We start from the raw sequence: 15,611 nt of genomic DNA, 5'->3' as shown, positions 1-15,611 counted from the left end.
AGTGTGTCAGGCTAAGCATTTTTGCCTGATCCACCGCTATCGGGGGCAAGCCCCCTCCCACATTTCGACCACGTTTAACGTTTCAAATCAGCCGAACAACCACTTCCACAGCAGCACCAGCACGACTACAGCCAACACCGGCCGCGCAATGCGGTAAGCCTTCGGATGCTTGCGCTTCCACTGCTTGACCACGCCACTGAACTTGTCGCTGAAGGTCTTGCTCCAGGCATACGCCTGGTTGATCCCGCCCACGCGCTCGTCATCCAGGTTCTGCGGCGCAGTCGCGCGGCCCAACTGCTTGCTGACCCAGCGATTGACCCGGGTCATCAGGCGGTTACTCAGCGGTCGCTCGATGTCGCAGAACAGGATCACGCGGGTCTGTTCGGTTTCGTTCTTGACCCAGTGCACGTAGGTCTCGTCGAACATCACGTCTTCACCGTCGCGCCAGGCATAGACCTGGCCGTCGACGAAGATGCGGCAGTCGTCGGAGTTCGGCGTGGACAGGCCCAGGTGGTAACGCAGGGAACCGGCAAACGGGTCGCGGTGCGGGTTGAGGTGGCTGCCGCCCGGCAACAGCGCGAACATCGCGCCTTTCACATTGGGAATGCTGCTCACCAAGGCCACGGTTCTGGGGCACAGCGCCTCGGCCGATGGCAGGGGTTTGTCGTACCACTTAAGGTAGAAACGCTTCCAGCCCTTCTTGAAAAACGAGCCAAAACCGGCGTCGTTGTTCTTTTCGGCGGCGCGGATGTAGCCCTCGTCGAACAGGTGCATGGCCTCTTCGCGAATCACTTCCCAGTTGTCCTTGAGCACGTCCAGTTCCGGGAACTTGCTGCGATCCAGGTACGGCTTGGACGGCACGGCCGAAAACAGATACATCAGGGCGTTATAGGGGGCGAACAGCGCCGAATGGTTGACGAACTGGCGCAACATCGGCAAACGCGCCTTGCCGCGCAGGTGCACATACAGCGTGCTGCCGATAAACAACGCCAGCACCGACAGCTTGGCGGCCAAAGAAAAGGTCATGCAGCAACTCCTGGAAATAAGCGCCTGGCCAACAGCAGACGTAGCAGCCGGCCATGATAAACAGTTGGGCCAGTATGCAGAAGGCCTAAGGTATTGGCGCTGACATACATCAAGCCTGGTTTTCCTGCTCGGTAAACAAATCGCTGAACAGCATGCTCGACAGGTAACGCTCACCGGAGTCCGGCAGGATCACCACGATGGTCTTGCCCTGCATTTCCGGCTTCTCGGCCAGGCGCACGGCCACGGCCATCGCCGCGCCGCAGGAGATACCGCACAGAATCCCCTCCTCCTGCATCAGGCGCAGGGCCATGGCCTTGGATTCGTCGTCGGTCACCAGCTCCACACGGTCAACCATCGACAGGTCGAGGTTCTTCGGCACAAACCCGGCGCCGATGCCCTGGATCTTGTGCGGGCTGGGCTTGATCTCTTCACCGGCCAGGGCCTGGGTGATCACCGGGGAGACCATCGGCTCGACCGCTACCGACAGGATCGGCTTGCCCGCGATGTTCTTGATATAGCGCGACACCCCGGTGATGGTGCCACCGGTGCCCACGCCCGCCACCAGCACGTCCACGGCGCCATCGGTGTCATTCCAGATTTCCGGACCGGTGGTTTTCTCGTGGATCGCCGGATTCGCCGGGTTTTCGAACTGAGCCGGCATAAAGTAGGTGGCCGGATCGCTGGCGACGATTTCGCCGGCCTTTTCGATTGCACCCTTCATGCCCTTGGCCGGCTCGGTCAGCACCAATTCAGCGCCGAGGGCCTTGAGTACCTTGCGACGCTCGATGCTCATGGATGCCGGCATGGTCAGCAGCAACTTGTAGCCACGGGCAGCGGCGACAAATGCCAGGCCGATGCCGGTGTTGCCGGAGGTGGGTTCGACGATGGTCATGCCCGGCTTGAGTTTGCCGGTGCTTTCGGCGTCCCAGATCATGTTGGCGCCAATGCGGCACTTCACCGAGTAGCCCGGGTTACGTCCTTCGATCTTGGCCAGGATGGTCACGCCACGCGGTGCGATCCGGTTGATCTGCACCAGGGGCGTATTACCGATGGAGTGCGCGTTGTCTGCAAAGATGCGGCTCATGACGGGTCCTATTGGCGGTATTCAGGAAGGCAACAAGGGTATGCCTCGTACTGCAAAGCGTCCAGTCGGAGGAACGTTGCGCCCATCGCAAGAGTCCATCCCCTATACGGACAGAGGACCCCTCTCATGAAACGTCGCTACAGCTGGCCACTATGGACCGTTGCCGGAGTACTGGTGGTACTGGTCGCCTTGAGCATTGCCCTGCCCTATCTGGTGCGCAACTACCTGAATGACAAGCTCGCTGACATGGGCGACTATCGCGGCCACGTCACCGACGTCGACCTGGCCCTGTGGCGTGGCGCCTACAAGATCAACGGTTTGGAGATCATCAAGGTCGACGGCAAGGTGCCAGTACCGTTCGTCAAGGCGCCGCTGATCGACCTGGCAGTGAGCTGGCACTCGTTGTGGTACGACCATGCGGTAGTGGCCAAGGTGCTGTTCATCAACCCTGAGGTGAACTTCGTCGACGGCGGCGCCAACCAGCAGGCCTCCCAGACCGGTAAAGGCACTGACTGGCGCGAGCAGTTGAGCAAGCTGGCGCCCATCACCCTCGATGAAGTGCGCATCGAAGAGGGCAAGATTGCCTTCCACAACTTCAGCTCCAAACCACCGGTCAATCTCAATGCAACGTCGGTCAACGCCAGCTTCTATAACTTGACCAATGTGGTCGACGTCAAGGGCAAGCGCGATGCCCGCTTCGACGGCAAGGCCCTGCTCCAGGGCCAGGCGCCGCTGGAAGCCAGCGCCACCTTCGACCCGCTGAGCAACTTTGAAAACTTCGAATTCCGCTTCCGCGCCAAGGACCTGCAGCTCAAGCGCATGAATGACTTCGCCTCGGCCTATGGCAAGTTCGACTTCAAGGCCGGCACCGGTGATGTGGTGATCGAAGCCCAGGCGGATAACGGCCAGTTGACCGGCTATATCAAGCCGCTGCTGCGCGATGTCGAAGTGTTCGACTGGCAGCAGGACGTGGAAAACAAAGACAAGAACATCTTCCGCTCGATCTGGGAAGCCGTGGTCGGCGCCAGCGAAACCGTGCTGAAAAACCAGCACAAAAACCAGTTTGCTACCCGTGTCGAACTCAGTGGCAGCGTGCACCAGCAGAATGTCAGCGCGTTCTCGGCGTTTTTGGCGATTTTGCGCAATGGGTTTATCCAGGCGTTCAATGCGCGGTATGAACAGCCCAAACCTTCGGCGGATTGAATGTGACCGGTCATTCAAAGACTGAATATTCCACCTGCGTTCACAGTCGCTGGGGCTGCGCGGTATAGTCCCGGCATTGATGAATGCGAGGAAGCACCGATGAAGTTCGAAGGCACCCAGGCCTATGTGGCTACCGATGACCTGAAACTGGCCGTCAACGCCGCCATCACCCTGGAACGGCCGCTGCTGGTCAAGGGCGAACCGGGCACCGGCAAGACCATGCTCGCCGAGCAACTGGCCGAGTCCTTCGGTGCCAGGCTGATTACCTGGCACATCAAGTCCACCACCAAGGCCCACCAGGGCCTGTACGAGTACGACGCGGTGAGCCGCCTGCGCGACTCGCAACTGGGCGTGGACAAGGTGCACGACGTGCGCAACTACCTGAAGAAGGGCAAGCTCTGGGAGGCCTTCGAGTCCGAAGAACGAGTGATCCTGCTGATCGACGAAATCGACAAGGCCGACATCGAGTTCCCCAACGACCTGCTGCAAGAACTCGACAAGATGGAGTTCTACGTCTACGAAATCGACGAGACCATCAAGGCCAAGAAACGCCCGATCATCATCATTACCTCCAACAACGAAAAAGAACTGCCGGACGCGTTCCTGCGCCGCTGCTTCTTCCACTACATCGCCTTCCCCGACCGCACCACCCTGCAGAAGATCGTGGATGTGCACTACCCGGACATCAAGAAAGACTTGGTCAGCGAAGCGCTCGACGTGTTCTTCGACGTGCGCAAAGTGCCCGGCCTGAAGAAAAAGCCCTCCACCTCCGAACTGGTCGACTGGCTCAAGCTGCTGATGGCCGACAACATCGGCGAAGCGGTGCTGCGCGAGCGCGACCCGACCAAGGCCATCCCGCCGCTGGCCGGTGCGTTAGTGAAGAACGAGCAAGACGTGCAGTTGCTGGAACGTCTGGCGTTCATGAGCCGTCGCGGTAATCGCTGATGTTGCTCAACCTGTTCAACGAGATGCGCGCGGCCAAGGTGCCGGTGTCGGTGCGCGAGCTGCTTGACCTGATCAATGCGCTGAAGCAGCGCGTGACCTTTGCCGACATGGACGAGTTCTACTACCTGGCCCGGGCGATCCTGGTCAAGGATGAACGGCATTTCGACAAGTTCGACCGGGCCTTCGGTGCCTATTTCAACGGCCTGGAAAAGCTCGACGACCACCTGCAGGCGCTGATCCCCGAAGAGTGGCTGCGCAAGGAGTTCGAACGCTCGCTGACCGATGAGGAACGGGCGCAGATCCAGTCCCTCGGCGGCCTCGACAAGCTGATCGAGGAATTCAAGAAGCGCCTGGAAGAACAGAAAGAACGCCATGCCGGCGGCAACAAGTGGATCGGCACCGGTGGCACCAGCCCGTTTGGTTCCGACGGCTATAACCCCGAAGGCATTCGCGTCGGCGATGCCGGCAAGCGCCAGGGCAAGGCCGTCAAGGTGTGGGACCAGCGCGAGTACAAGAACCTCGATGACCAAGTGGAACTGGGCACGCGCAACATCAAGGTCGCCCTGCGCCGCCTGCGCAAATTTGCGCGCCAGGGCGCGGCGGAAGAGCTGGATATCGACGGCACCATCGACCACACCGCCCGCGACGCCGGCTTGCTGAATATCCAGATGCGCCCGGAGCGGCGCAACACCATCAAGCTGCTGTTGCTGTTCGATATCGGCGGTTCGATGGACGCCCATGTGAAGATCTGCGAAGAACTGTTCTCTGCGTGCAAGACCGAGTTCAAGCACCTGGAGTACTTCTACTTCCACAACTTCGTGTACGAATCAGTGTGGAAGAACAACCAGCGCCGCACCTCGGAACGCACCTCGACCCAGGACCTGCTGCACAAATACGGCGCGGATTACAAAGTGATCTTTATCGGCGATGCCTCGATGGCACCGTATGAGATCACCCAGGCCGGCGGCAGCGTCGAGCATTGGAACGAGGAGCCTGGGTATGTGTGGATGCAGCGCTTCATGGCCAAGTACAAGAAGCTGATCTGGATCAACCCGTATCCCAAGGACACTTGGGGGTATACGGCGTCGACGGGGATTGTGCGGGAGTTGGTGGAGGATCAGATGTATCCGCTGACCTTGCGCGGGCTTGAAGAAGGGATGCGTTTCCTCTCCAAATAAACGCCCCCCCTAATACTGTAGGAGATCCAATGTGGGAGGGGGCTTGCCCCCGATAGCAGAGGCCCAGTCACTGATGTGTTGACTGAGACACTGCCATCGGGGGCAAGCCCCCTCCCACATTTTGACCTCAGTGTTTTTCAAGTCGTGGTGAACCGCTTCAGAAAGTCGATGTGCTGCTGGTGCGCCGTCTCCTGCACCACCGGCGCCAACCGCACCGTCTCCCCCGGCAAGCATTGCGCCAGCCGCGCCAGCGACAACGGCGTCAATGCACCCAGGCGCGGATAGCCACCGATGGTCTGTCGATCATTGAGCAACACGATCGGCTGCCCATCCGGCGGAACCTGGATCGCGCCCAGCGGAATGCCTTCGGAAATCAGCGACTGTCCCTGGTATTGCAACGGCGCGCCCAGCAGGCGCATCCCCATGCGGTCGGCGCGGCTGTCGAGGGCCCATGCGGTGTTGAAGGCGTCGAATAGGCTCTGGCCGCTGAATTGGCCAATCTGTGCGCCAACGATCACATCCAACGGTTTACCGGATTGCAAATCCGGTGCACTCAGCACCTTCATTGCACCACCTGTACCGGAGTAGACCAAGCGCCCTCCCTCGGCCAACGCCTTGCCGAAACCGTCCACCCCGCCCAACTCTTCACGCACAACCGTGGCGCAACTGCCAAGCACAGCCGGCGCATCAAAGCCGCCCGGTGCCGCAAGATAGGCCCGCGCACCGCTGAACGGCTGGGTGAAGCGCAAACGCTGGCCCTTTTGCAGGATAAAACTGCGGCCCGGGCTGATGGCGCGTTCATCGATGTACGCGCCCAGGTCTGCACCGGCCAGGGCCAGCAGGCAATAATCCTCGGCCTGCACGGTGAAACCGCCCAGGGTGATTTCCACCACCGGCGCGTCCAGTGCATTGCCCAGCAGCCAGTTGGCCCAGGACATCGACACCCAGTCCAGCGCCCCGCCCTGGGTCACGCCCAGGTGGCGTACGCCAAAGCGACCGGCGTCCTGCAACAGGCACAACGGCGTGCTGGCCTCGATCAGTAAGCGACTCATGCCTGCGCCTCCAACGGCGTGTCATCGCCACCCAACTTGATGAATTCAGCACGCTCGACCGCTTCGAAGCGCACCGTGTCGCCGGGCTGCATCAGGCTGTAGCCGTCGCGCCCGCGGTCGAAGAGCCTGGCCGGCGTGCGGCCGATCAGGTTCCAGCCGCCCGGCGACACCACCGGGTAGGCGGCGGTTTGTCGTTCGGCGATGCCGACGCTACCGGCCGCTACGCGTTTGCGTGGGGTATTCAGACGCGGCGTGGCAAGAACTTCATCCACCAGCCCCATAAAGGCGAAGCCGGGCGCGAAACCGAGGGCAAACACCTGGTATTCGTGGGCACTGTGGCGGCGGATCACTTCGTCTATAGTCAAACCGCTGCGCTGGCTGAGCAAGGTCAATTCCGGGCCGACGCTCAAGTCGTACCACACCGGCAGCACATGGCACTGGCCGCCGCCCTGGGCTTGCGGCTGCAGGTCGGCAAGGGCCCGCTCGATCAGTGCCCGCGCCTGGGCCGGGTTCACGGCGCCGAGGTCGTAGTGCACCATCAAAGTGGTATAGGACGGCACCAGGTCCACCAACGCCGCGCCGAAGCCACTGCGCAGGCGCTGGGTAGCGGCGAGCATCCACGGCATGTTGGTTTCGGCGATAGCATCAAACAGGCGCACCATCAGGCAGTCGATGGCGACCACTTCAATCCGTGGCTTCATGCTGGCTTCAATGCCTCGCGGATACGCTGTACCGCCGCGACCGAGCTTGCATTGTCGCCGTGCACGCACAGGGTATTGGCTTGCAGGAGCAGCGGGCTGCCGTCGCTGGCAATCAGCGCCTCACCACGGGCAAGGGTCAGGGCTTGCTGCACGATGGTGTCGGAATCATGGTGCACGGCGCCCGGCAACTGCCGCGACACCAGGTGCCCTTTGTTGTCATAGGCGCGGTCGGCGAAGGCTTCGAACCACAGGGTGACACCGTATTCGGCGCCCAAGGCCTGGGCCGCGCTGTTGTCACGGGTAGCGAGCAGCATCAGCGGCAGTTCGCCGTACGCCGCCACGGCCTGGATCACTGCGCGCAATTGCACGGGGTTGACCATCATGTCGTTGTACATCGCGCCATGGGGCTTGACGTAGCTGACCCGCCCGCCCTGGGCACGGCAGAGACCATCGAGCGCACCGATCTGGTAGTGCAACAGGTCCTGGATTTCCTGCGGGGTATAAGCCATGGAGCGACGGCCAAAGCCTTGCAGGTCCTGGTACGCCGGGTGTGCACCGATTTGCACGCCATGCTTGAGCGCCAGGCTGACGGTCTTGCGCATGATGCTCGGGTCACCGGCATGGAAACCGCAGGCCACGTTGGCGCAATCGATGAACGGCATGACCTCGGCGTCCAGACCCATGGTCCAGTTGCCAAAGCTTTCGCCGATGTCGCAATTGAGTAAAAGACGGCTCACGGACTGTCGCTCCTGTAGGCTTTGTTTGCTTGTAGTGTGGGATTTTTTACGCAGAACTCGCAACTTGTCCTGACACCCCAACGGCGCTTATCGTGCAATGGCTCGATTTTTGGCGCTGGCCCAGTGCGGCGTCCAACTAATAAAAACCGATCCATGCATAAGAAAAAGTTGATCCCATGAATTTGAAGTTCCTCGAAACCTTCGTCTGGGTGGCCAAGCTCAAGAGTTTCCGCCTGACCGCCGAGAAGCTGTTCACCACCCAGGCCTCGATCTCCAGCCGCATCGCGGTGCTGGAAAGCGAGTTGGGGGTGAAGTTGTTTCTGCGTGACTCACGGGGCGTGAGCCTGACCCCGGAAGGCTTGAAGGTGCTGGATTACGCCGAGCAGATGATGGTGACCATGCAGGGCCTGAAGCAGTCCCTGGAGACCACCAGCAGCAAGGTCGGGCGCATCCGCATCGGTGCGATGGACACGGTGATCCATACCTGGCTCAGCCCCTTGGTGGCGGAATTGATGGACCACTTCCCCCTCGTGGAAATCGAATTGGTCGCCGATACTGCACTGAACCTCAGCGATCAGCTGCAAAAAGGCTTCCTCGACCTGATCCTGCAAACCGACCTGCTGCGCCTGGAAACCGTGCGCAGCCTGGAACTGGCCAGCCACCCCATGGCCTGGATCGTCGCCAGCCAGTCGATCTACAACCGCGACTACGCTTCCCTCGCCGAACTGGCCCAGGAGCGCATCATCACCTACTCGAAAAACTCCCACCCGCACCAGGACGTGATCAGCCTGATGCAAGCCAACGGCGTGGCCGCGCCACGCATGAACTGTGTGAACTCGGTGTCGGCCATCACCCGCCTGCTGCGCGATGGCTTCGGCATCGGCGCACTGCCGCCGGTGCTGGTCAGCGAGGAACTGGCGCGTGGGGAGTTGGTGATGTTGCCGATGGCGCAGAAGCTGCCGAACTTGCAAGTGGTGGTGTCGTGGCGCGTGGGGGTGGAGTTGGTGGAAGAGATTGTGGGGCTGTGCCAGAAGGTGGTTGCACGGTATGCCGAAGAGGTTGGCGTAGAGCGGATGCTACTGAGCACACAACCTCACTGAAGACACAGGATTAAAACTGTGGGAGGGGGCAAGCCCCCCACATTTTGTCTCAGAGGCCCTTGAGGTCGCGCTCTTCGATCGGCCGGCTCTGGCGCAGGCGCTTGCCGCCCAGCACCACCCAGTCGATCAGGCGGAACAGGCATTCCAGACCAAACGACAGCAGCATCGCCCCGCCCAGCCCCCAGCCCATGGCCTCGGGCGTCAGCAGGATCTGGTAGCTGTAGCCGTTCCAGGTTTCCAGGCGGATATCCGGGTCGGCCGCCACCGCCACCTGCAGGGCGCGGATGTACCACGGGCCTTGCATGGCCTGGAATTGCTTGTCCAACGCCACCTGGCGGTCAAGCATGGCGCCCAGGCTGTTGGCATCGCTCTGGAACACCGGGTCATCACTGGCGCGGTAATGCGCCACCAACGCTTTCAAATCGCCGTTGAAGAACTGGCGTGCGGTGTTTTCAAACCCGCTGAGGCCGGTCTGGGCCTCGATCAGGTGCGCTTCGACGCGCTTGGCATAGTCGTTGATAAACCCCGGGACTTGCACGCCGATCAGCAGGCCAATCGCAAACAGCACCAACCGCAGATAACTGAGCAACATGGGCGATATCCTTACTCGGTAATGCCCTGGCTGACGCATTCACCGCGTCGCCACAGGCTCCATTGGCCCGGTTCGTAGCGGGTCCAGTTTTCGTTGTCGGTCAAAGGTTCAGTGGCAATCACCGTCACCACATCGTTAGGTGTGGTTTCGGCCTGAAAGTCGACGATCACGTCGACATCTTTCAGGCGCGCCGGGCCGAACGGCGCACGCCGGGTAATCTGTGCCAATTTGGTCGAACAGTAGCAGAACAGCCAGTCACCATCGCTGAGCAGGCAGTTGAACACGCCCTTGCTGCGGTATTCGGCACAGGCGGCGATCAGGTCCGGCAGCACTTTTTCGATGTCCACCGGCTCGGGGAAGGCTTCACGCACGCGGTTGAGCAGGTCGCAGAAGGCCGCTTCACTGTCGGTGTCGCCCACCGGGCGGTAGAACGTGGCGCGGGGATTGAAGTCCGCCAACTGGCCGTTATGGGCGAAGCACCAGTTGCGGCCCCACAGTTCGCGCACGAACGGGTGGGTATTGGCCAGGCTGACCTTGCCGACATTGGCCTGGCGGATATGGCCGATGACCACTTCGCTTTTGATGGGATAACGCTGCACCAGCAGCGCGACTTCCGACTCACTGCTGGCGGCCGGGTCCTGGAACAGACGCAGGCCACGGCCTTCGTAGAACGCGATGCCCCAACCGTCACGGTGGGGGCCGGTGCGCCCACCGCGCTGCATCAGCCCGGTGAAGCTGAACACGATGTCGGTGGGGACGTTGGCACTCATGCCCAATAATTCACACATGCCAGGGCTCTCGCTGCAGGGCGGACGACGTTAAAGGCGCGGTTCGACGCGCATACCGCTCACGGGTGCAGGACGGCGGAAGGGCACGTCGTCTTCATCTTGATCCGGCTCGGCGGCCAGGGCCGCATCGGCGGCGGCCTTGCGCTCGCGACGGGCCTTGGCGGCACGCTCGATGGGCCAGCGGATCAACACGAACACGAGGTACACGCCAAAGGCGATCATGGTGTACATGAACAGATCGGAGATGGCCCGCCAGGCGTTATTGCCGACCTTGAGCACCAGATCGAGGGCGGTGATGGCCACCGCCGGCGCGAACTGGGTCTTGACCGGGTCGACGATGGTCGGGCTCAACAGCAGCACCGCCATCAGCAATTGCAGCGGCTCGCGCAACCAGCGCCAGATCCAGCGGGTCATGCGCCACCACACCAACAGGCAGCCCAAAGCGGCGAAGGCGTAAAGGCCCCAAGCGGTCAGATAGTCGTTCTCGGTCATGGTGTCCATGGCAAGGTTGGCAAACAGGCGGCTATGATAACGGCTTTTGCGTGTCGCGGCTGCAATGCCTGCCACCGTCTGCCAGATAGAGATCAATCCTATGCCTGTATCGACTGCTCCGATTGCCCGCAAGGCCCAAGGCCCCGATCCGTACGCCTGGCTGCAAGAGCGCGACAGCGCCGAGGTGCTCGATTACCTCAAGGCCGAAAATGCCTGGCAGGAAGCGCAACTCGCCGACCAGAAGGCGCTGCGTGACAGCCTGTTCGAAGAGATCAAGGGCCGCATCCTCGAAACCGACCTGTCCCTGCCCTCGCCGTGGGGGCCGTACTTGTATTACACCCGCACCACCGCCGGTGACGAGTACGCCCGCCACTACCGCTGCCGCCGCCCGGCGGATGACAGCAACCAGGTGGATGACAACAGCGAAGAGCTGTTGCTGGACCCGAACGTACTGGCCAATGGCGGTTTCTTCTCCCTCGGCGCGTTCAGCATCAGCCCCGACCACCAGCGCCTGGCCTACAGCCTCGATACCAGTGGCGAAGAGATCTACACCCTGTACGTGAAGGAACTGGCCACCGGCAAGGTCAGCGAGCTGGAGTTTGAAGACTGCGACGGCAGCATGACCTGGGCCAATGACAGCCTGACGCTGTTCTTCGGCGAACTGGACGACACGCACCGCCCGCACAAACTCTATCGCTATCGCCTGGATGGCACGGCGGCGCAGGAAGTGTTCCACGAGCCCGACGGGCGTTTCTTCCTGCATTGCTACCGCTCCAGCTCCGAACGCCAGTTGCTGCTGTCGCTGGGCAGCAAGACCACCAGCGAAGTCTGGGCGCTGGACGCCGACCAACCGCAGCTGGCGTTCACCTGCCTGGCACCACGGGTCGAGGACCATGAGTACGATGTCGATCACGGTCAGTTGAATGGCGCGTGGACCTGGTTTATCCGCAGCAACCGGGATGGCATCAACTACGCGCTGTTCGTGGCCACCGACATTGGCGACGTGCCGACCGAAGGCGAATGGCAGAACCTGATCCCTCATCGTGATGACGTGATGCTCGACGGCGTCAGTCTCAACACCAGCGCCATGACCCTGAGCCTGCGCATCGGCGGCCTGCCGGTGATCGAGGTGCACCCGGAAGGTTTGCCGGTGTATCGCGTGGAATTGCCCGACGCAGCCTATAGCCTCTACGTACAGAACAGCCTGGAGTTTGTCAGCGACAAAATCCGCCTGCGCTACGAAGCCCTGAACCGCCCGGCCCAGGTCCGCCAGTTGGAACTGGCCAACGGTGCACAACAGGTGCTCAAGGAGACCCCGGTACTGGGCGTGTTCAACGCCGACGACTACGTGAGCCAGCGCCTGTGGGCCACCTCCGCGGACGGCACCCAGGTGCCGATCAGCCTGGTGGTCAAGCGCGACCAGCTCGGCAAGCCCACACCGCTGTACCTGTACGGCTACGGCGCCTACGGTTCGAGCCTCGACCCTTGGTTCTCCCACGCCCGCCTGAGCCTGCTGGACCGGGGCGTAGCGTTTGCCATCGCCCACGTGCGCGGTGGTGGCGAGCTGGGCGAGGCCTGGTATCGCAACGGCAAGCAGGAACACAAGCAAAACACCTTCAGCGACTTTATCGCCTGTGCCGAACACCTGATCGCCGAGGGCCTGACAACATCCAGGCAACTGGTGATCAGCGGCGGCAGCGCCGGCGGCCTGTTGATCGGCGCCGTGCTCAACCAGCGCCCGGCGCTGTTCCAGGCGGCGATTGCCGAAGTGCCGTTCGTCGACGTGCTCAACACCATGCTCGACCCCGAGCTGCCGCTGACCATCACCGAGTACGACGAGTGGGGCAATCCGCAAGAGCCCGAAGTATATGAGCGCATCAAGGCCTACGCGCCTTACGAAAACGTCAGCGCCCAGGCCTACCCGCACCTGCTGGTGATCGCCGGCTACAACGACAGCCGCGTGCAATACTGGGAGGCCGCCAAATGGGTCGCCAAGTTGCGCGACACCAAGACCGACGACAACCTGCTGCTGCTCAAGACCGAACTGGGCGCCGGCCACGGTGGCATGAGCGGTCGTTACCAGGGATTACGTGACGTAGCGCTCGAATATGGATTTGTGTTCAAGGCGCTGGGGCTGGTTTAAGGAACTTAGCCGGGCGGCCCTGTCTGACCACAGGACCGCCTACTGATTGATGGATCAAGATTGCAGCCATGGCACTACCGACATTAATGAATACCGAAATCCGCGACATGCTCATGGATTGCGGCCTGTTCGACCCGCTGTTGCCGGAAGACTTTCACGTCGCCGCCGGCTACTTCAACATCAGCAGCATCGCCCGTGACGAAGCGATCTTCCTCGAAGGGGACGCCGGCACCTTCATGTGCATCATCCACAGTGGCCAGGTGGCGGTGCAGAAAACCAATCATGACGGCCAGCGCCTGACCATCGCTACCCTGCGCAGCGGTCGGGCCTTTGGTGAAATGGCGGTACTTGACGGCGAGCGGCGTTCCGCCAGTTGCGTGGCGGCCAGTGACTGCGTGCTGCTGAACCTGGGCCGGGATTCCCTGGAAAAGATGCTCAACGAAGCGCCCAGGATCGCCGCCAAGATCATCCGCGCGATAGCCATCGCCTTGTCCAAGCGCCTGCGCATGGCCGACGGGCAGTTACTGTCGCAACAGTTTTAACCGCCCGGCGACTTCGGCTTGCTGTCGTTTTGCAGCAGGCCGGGCACCGTCTGGTCCTTCGGCGGCGTGGGCAGCACGATAGGCACCAGTGGTGGCGAACCGTTGGTCTTGGGCACGGCAGGCGGGGTGACTTGCGGGTACAACGTCGGCGTCGGGGTGCCCGGCGCGCCTGGCGTCGGGGCGGGCGCGACCGGTACGGTTTGCAACTCCTGAGCCTGCGTCGCACCACAGGCGAGCGCGCTCAACACAATGACCGTTAGAATGCTGCACTTCATCGATGGCTCCATGGCCTGACCGGAATGTCACAAGGCTACTCCCAACCGCGCAAGAATGCCCTTCCCAATGAGATTTCCATGAAACGTTTCGTTCTGCTCGACACCACCCCGATCCCCGACAACGGCGGTGCCTTGTGCCTGTTCGAATACGGTGAAGATTTTGTCATCAAGATCCAGGGCGGTGACGGCGGCCAATTGATGAACACGCGCATGCACGGTTCCGAAGATGCGCTGGCGGAAATTCCCTGCCGCAAAGTTGCCGGGCGTCCGGATTCGCGGGTGCTGATCGGTGGCCTGGGCATGGGGTTCACCCTGGCTTCGGCGCTCAAACACCTGGGCAAGACCGCCGAGGTGGTCGTGGCAGAACTGGTGCCGGGGGTCGTGGAATGGAACCGTGGGCCGCTGGGAGAAAAATCCGGCCGGCCGCTGCTGGACCCACGCACGGTGATCCGCCTGGAGGATGTCGCCAAGGTGCTGCAGGCCGAGCCCCAGGGTTTTGACGCGATCATGCTGGACGTGGACAACGGCCCCGAAGGCCTTACGCAAAAGGCCAACAGCTGGCTTTACTCCGCCGGTGGCCTGGCCGCCTGCGCCAAGGCCCTGCGCCCCAAGGGCGTGCTGGCCGTGTGGTCGGCCAGCGCCGACAAGCTGTTCAGCGACAAACTGCGCAAGGCCGGTTTCAAGGCCGAGGAAGTCCAGGTGTTTGCCCATGGCAACAAGGGCACGCGGCACACCATCTGGATTGCACAGAAGGTGTGATCGGTCAGCGCAGGGAATTGCGGTAATCGATCACGTACGGCACTTTTTTGTCGAAGGTCTTTTCCAGTTCGTTACGGTCGAGCCTGGTCATGCCGCCCAGTTGATGGGCGGTAAAGCCGCTGTCGCCGACCTGTGAGCCGGGCGCCAGGCTGACCATGCGCTTGGCGACGGCTTCGATGGCGTCCTTGTAACCACCCTTCTTGTTCAGGTTGTACTTGCCCAAGTCAATTTGAGTGCGCAGCCAATTGCCCCAGTAGAACTCCAGGAACTCCGGTGCGACCTCGCCAGCCTCAGGTTTGCCATAGGCGGCCTTGCGGGTGAAATACACCAGGCTGCGGAACGTGTCGTCCTGCAGGTTCTTGAAACCCAGGTGTGCCGGCAACTGCTCGGGCGGCAGGGTCTGGCCCTGGCTGTCCTTGAGCCAGACCTTGCGCGCCGCTTGCATGCGCAGCCAGAAGCTCTTCATATCCGGGCTGTTGCTGAAGTCATCCGTGACCTTGACCCACATGTTCAAGCGAGGGCCGCCACCAGGGACTTCCCACAAGGTGGTGAAGCTATGGTGACCATCGGTCAGGTACAACTGGCCGCCGGGGCCGACTACCACGGTTTTCATGTCGTCGGGATGGGTGCCGACCGGGTCCTGGCAGGTAAAACTCGACGGCTGGTGCAAGTCCGCGCCCTTGGGCACCTTGTCGGCTTCGCCCTGGCCGTTGGTCTCGCAGTATTCATCGAAGACCTTGGCGGGTTTGTCCGCGAACAGCCCCAGGCTGTAGTAAATCTGGTCGAAGCCCACCACGGCCTGGGTCGGGTGCAGTTGTTCGAGGGCCACCTCGATCACTTGTCCGGGTTTTGGCGTGGAGAACGCTTCGGCGTGGGCAACTACCCCACACAACAACAGTGCAACAGTCCATGGATGCAGACGCATGAGTTTCAGATCCTTATGAGTAAAGTGAAGCGGTTATTTACGTCGCGAGCGGCTAGAATCAACCCTATC

17 protein-coding genes are annotated in these 15,611 nt (G+C 61.6%); 7 read left to right on the top strand and 10 right to left on the bottom strand.

Translation table 11 applies throughout. The features are described from left to right. Positions 1–87: 87 nt before the first annotated feature. Together BMX59_RS23315 and cysK are read right to left on the bottom strand one after the other, a co-directional pair. Entirely contained in the window at positions 88–1,026 is a 939-nt protein-coding gene (locus tag BMX59_RS23315) for an aspartyl/asparaginyl beta-hydroxylase domain-containing protein (protein ID WP_071488997.1), read from the bottom strand. A 109-nt stretch (positions 1,027–1,135) separates the two neighbouring features. Continuing rightward, entirely contained in the window at positions 1,136–2,110 is a 975-nt protein-coding gene (gene cysK, locus BMX59_RS23310; RefSeq protein WP_071488996.1) for a cysteine synthase A, read from the bottom strand. Positions 2,111–2,236: 126 nt separating this feature from the next. On the opposite strand from cysK, the gene BMX59_RS23305 reads away from it, so the two are divergent. From BMX59_RS23305 to BMX59_RS23295, 3 genes are all read left to right on the top strand, one after another. Further along, positions 2,237–3,313: a DUF748 domain-containing protein gene (locus BMX59_RS23305; RefSeq protein WP_093126164.1), complete on the top strand. Its 1,077-nt coding sequence runs from the start codon at positions 2,237–2,239 to the stop codon at positions 3,311–3,313. Between the two features lie 99 nt (positions 3,314–3,412). Further along, complete coding sequence (locus BMX59_RS23300) at positions 3,413–4,258, top strand: AAA family ATPase (RefSeq protein ID WP_003189627.1); 846 nt, start codon at positions 3,413–3,415, stop codon at positions 4,256–4,258. Beyond that, the gene (locus tag BMX59_RS23295) at positions 4,258–5,436 is read left to right on the top strand and encodes a vWA domain-containing protein (protein WP_093126161.1); all 1,179 of its coding nucleotides are present in this window, start codon (positions 4,258–4,260) and stop codon (positions 5,434–5,436) included. The genes BMX59_RS23300 and BMX59_RS23295 overlap by 1 nt, the downstream gene beginning before the upstream one ends. A 137-nt stretch (positions 5,437–5,573) precedes the next feature. On the opposite strand, the gene BMX59_RS23290 is transcribed toward BMX59_RS23295, so the two are convergent. From BMX59_RS23290 to BMX59_RS23280, 3 genes are read right to left on the bottom strand one after another with little or no spacing between them, the layout of a single operon-like run. After that, positions 5,574–6,488: a 5-oxoprolinase subunit C family protein gene (locus BMX59_RS23290; protein ID WP_093126158.1), complete on the bottom strand. Its 915-nt coding sequence runs from the start codon at positions 6,486–6,488 to the stop codon at positions 5,574–5,576. Next, positions 6,485–7,189, bottom strand: coding sequence for a 5-oxoprolinase subunit B family protein (locus BMX59_RS23285; RefSeq protein ID WP_093126155.1), 705 nt, complete (start codon positions 7,187–7,189; stop codon positions 6,485–6,487). Before BMX59_RS23285 ends, BMX59_RS23290 begins: the two co-directional genes overlap by 4 nt. Continuing rightward, positions 7,186–7,926 carry a 5-oxoprolinase subunit PxpA gene (locus tag BMX59_RS23280; RefSeq protein ID WP_093126152.1) on the bottom strand — a complete coding sequence of 247 codons (741 nt, stop codon included), beginning with the start codon at positions 7,924–7,926 and terminating at the stop codon, positions 7,186–7,188. The genes BMX59_RS23285 and BMX59_RS23280 overlap by 4 nt, the downstream gene beginning before the upstream one ends. Before the next feature lie 176 nt (positions 7,927–8,102). Here BMX59_RS23280 and BMX59_RS23275 point away from each other — a divergent pair, with 176 nt between their 5' ends. Next, positions 8,103–9,026: a LysR family transcriptional regulator gene (locus BMX59_RS23275; protein WP_093126149.1), complete on the top strand. Its 924-nt coding sequence runs from the start codon at positions 8,103–8,105 to the stop codon at positions 9,024–9,026. Positions 9,027–9,075: 49 nt separating this feature from the next. Here the strand turns inward: BMX59_RS23275 and BMX59_RS23270 are convergent, their stop codons facing one another. From BMX59_RS23270 to BMX59_RS23260, 3 genes are read right to left on the bottom strand one after another with little or no spacing between them, the layout of a single operon-like run. After that, positions 9,076–9,618 (bottom strand): DUF2937 family protein, encoded by a 543-nt coding sequence (locus BMX59_RS23270; RefSeq protein WP_071488989.1) that lies wholly within the window; start codon positions 9,616–9,618, stop codon positions 9,076–9,078. A gap of 11 nt (positions 9,619–9,629) precedes the next feature. Beyond that, positions 9,630–10,406, bottom strand: a complete 777-nt coding sequence (locus BMX59_RS23265) for a class II glutamine amidotransferase (protein ID WP_071488988.1) — start codon at positions 10,404–10,406, stop codon at positions 9,630–9,632. A 30-nt stretch (positions 10,407–10,436) separates the two neighbouring features. Further along, positions 10,437–10,973, bottom strand: coding sequence for a hypothetical protein (locus tag BMX59_RS23260; RefSeq protein WP_058425328.1), 537 nt, complete (start codon positions 10,971–10,973; stop codon positions 10,437–10,439). 25 nt (positions 10,974–10,998) lie between these two features. On the opposite strand from BMX59_RS23260, the gene BMX59_RS23255 reads away from it, so the two are divergent. Both BMX59_RS23255 and BMX59_RS23250 read left to right on the top strand, forming a co-directional pair. After that, positions 10,999–13,041, top strand: coding sequence for a S9 family peptidase (locus BMX59_RS23255; protein ID WP_093126145.1), 2,043 nt, complete (start codon positions 10,999–11,001; stop codon positions 13,039–13,041). 68 nt (positions 13,042–13,109) lie between these two features. Next, positions 13,110–13,583: a cyclic nucleotide-binding domain-containing protein gene (locus BMX59_RS23250; RefSeq protein ID WP_093126142.1), complete on the top strand. Its 474-nt coding sequence runs from the start codon at positions 13,110–13,112 to the stop codon at positions 13,581–13,583. Here BMX59_RS23250 and BMX59_RS23245 read toward each other — a convergent pair. Beyond that, positions 13,580–13,858, bottom strand: a complete 279-nt coding sequence (locus tag BMX59_RS23245) for a hypothetical protein (RefSeq protein WP_071488985.1) — start codon at positions 13,856–13,858, stop codon at positions 13,580–13,582. The two genes, BMX59_RS23250 and BMX59_RS23245, sit on opposite strands and share 4 nt — an antisense overlap. Positions 13,859–13,936: 78 nt before the next feature. Here BMX59_RS23245 and BMX59_RS23240 point away from each other — a divergent pair, with 78 nt between their 5' ends. Next, positions 13,937–14,617, top strand: a complete 681-nt coding sequence (locus BMX59_RS23240; protein WP_071488984.1) for a spermidine synthase — start codon at positions 13,937–13,939, stop codon at positions 14,615–14,617. Between the two features lie 4 nt (positions 14,618–14,621). Here BMX59_RS23240 and BMX59_RS23235 read toward each other — a convergent pair whose 3' ends face one another. After that, positions 14,622–15,542, bottom strand: coding sequence for a ParB/Srx family N-terminal domain-containing protein (locus BMX59_RS23235; RefSeq protein WP_092247330.1), 921 nt, complete (start codon positions 15,540–15,542; stop codon positions 14,622–14,624). Positions 15,543–15,611: the final 69 nt, after the last annotated feature.

Source organism: Pseudomonas sp. NFR09 (assembly GCF_900111535.1).
In the GTDB taxonomy this organism is placed as follows: Bacteria; Pseudomonadota; Gammaproteobacteria; order Pseudomonadales; family Pseudomonadaceae; genus Aquipseudomonas; species Aquipseudomonas extremorientalis.
Note: the sequence above shows the minus strand (reverse complement) of the source record. Positions and strands in the feature narration are given on the sequence as shown.

Coding starts and splice junctions, on each gene's coding strand:
- BMX59_RS23305 (WP_093126164.1), top strand. CDS start 2,237: ATGAAACGTCGCTACAGCTGGCCACTATGGACCGTTGCCGGAGTACTG.
- BMX59_RS23315 (WP_071488997.1), bottom strand. CDS start 1,026: ATGACCTTTTCTTTGGCCGCCAAGCTGTCGGTGCTGGCGTTGTTTATC.
- BMX59_RS23250 (WP_093126142.1), top strand. CDS start 13,110: ATGGCACTACCGACATTAATGAATACCGAAATCCGCGACATGCTCATG.
- BMX59_RS23240 (WP_071488984.1), top strand. CDS start 13,937: ATGAAACGTTTCGTTCTGCTCGACACCACCCCGATCCCCGACAACGGC.
- BMX59_RS23285 (WP_093126155.1), bottom strand. CDS start 7,189: ATGAAGCCACGGATTGAAGTGGTCGCCATCGACTGCCTGATGGTGCGC.
- BMX59_RS23245 (WP_071488985.1), bottom strand. CDS start 13,858: ATGAAGTGCAGCATTCTAACGGTCATTGTGTTGAGCGCGCTCGCCTGT.
- BMX59_RS23300 (WP_003189627.1), top strand. CDS start 3,413: ATGAAGTTCGAAGGCACCCAGGCCTATGTGGCTACCGATGACCTGAAA.
- BMX59_RS23235 (WP_092247330.1), bottom strand. CDS start 15,542: ATGCGTCTGCATCCATGGACTGTTGCACTGTTGTTGTGTGGGGTAGTT.
- BMX59_RS23275 (WP_093126149.1), top strand. CDS start 8,103: ATGAATTTGAAGTTCCTCGAAACCTTCGTCTGGGTGGCCAAGCTCAAG.
- BMX59_RS23295 (WP_093126161.1), top strand. CDS start 4,258: ATGTTGCTCAACCTGTTCAACGAGATGCGCGCGGCCAAGGTGCCGGTG.
- cysK (WP_071488996.1), bottom strand. CDS start 2,110: ATGAGCCGCATCTTTGCAGACAACGCGCACTCCATCGGTAATACGCCC.
- BMX59_RS23290 (WP_093126158.1), bottom strand. CDS start 6,488: ATGAGTCGCTTACTGATCGAGGCCAGCACGCCGTTGTGCCTGTTGCAG.
- BMX59_RS23270 (WP_071488989.1), bottom strand. CDS start 9,618: ATGTTGCTCAGTTATCTGCGGTTGGTGCTGTTTGCGATTGGCCTGCTG.
- BMX59_RS23255 (WP_093126145.1), top strand. CDS start 10,999: ATGCCTGTATCGACTGCTCCGATTGCCCGCAAGGCCCAAGGCCCCGAT.
- BMX59_RS23265 (WP_071488988.1), bottom strand. CDS start 10,406: ATGTGTGAATTATTGGGCATGAGTGCCAACGTCCCCACCGACATCGTG.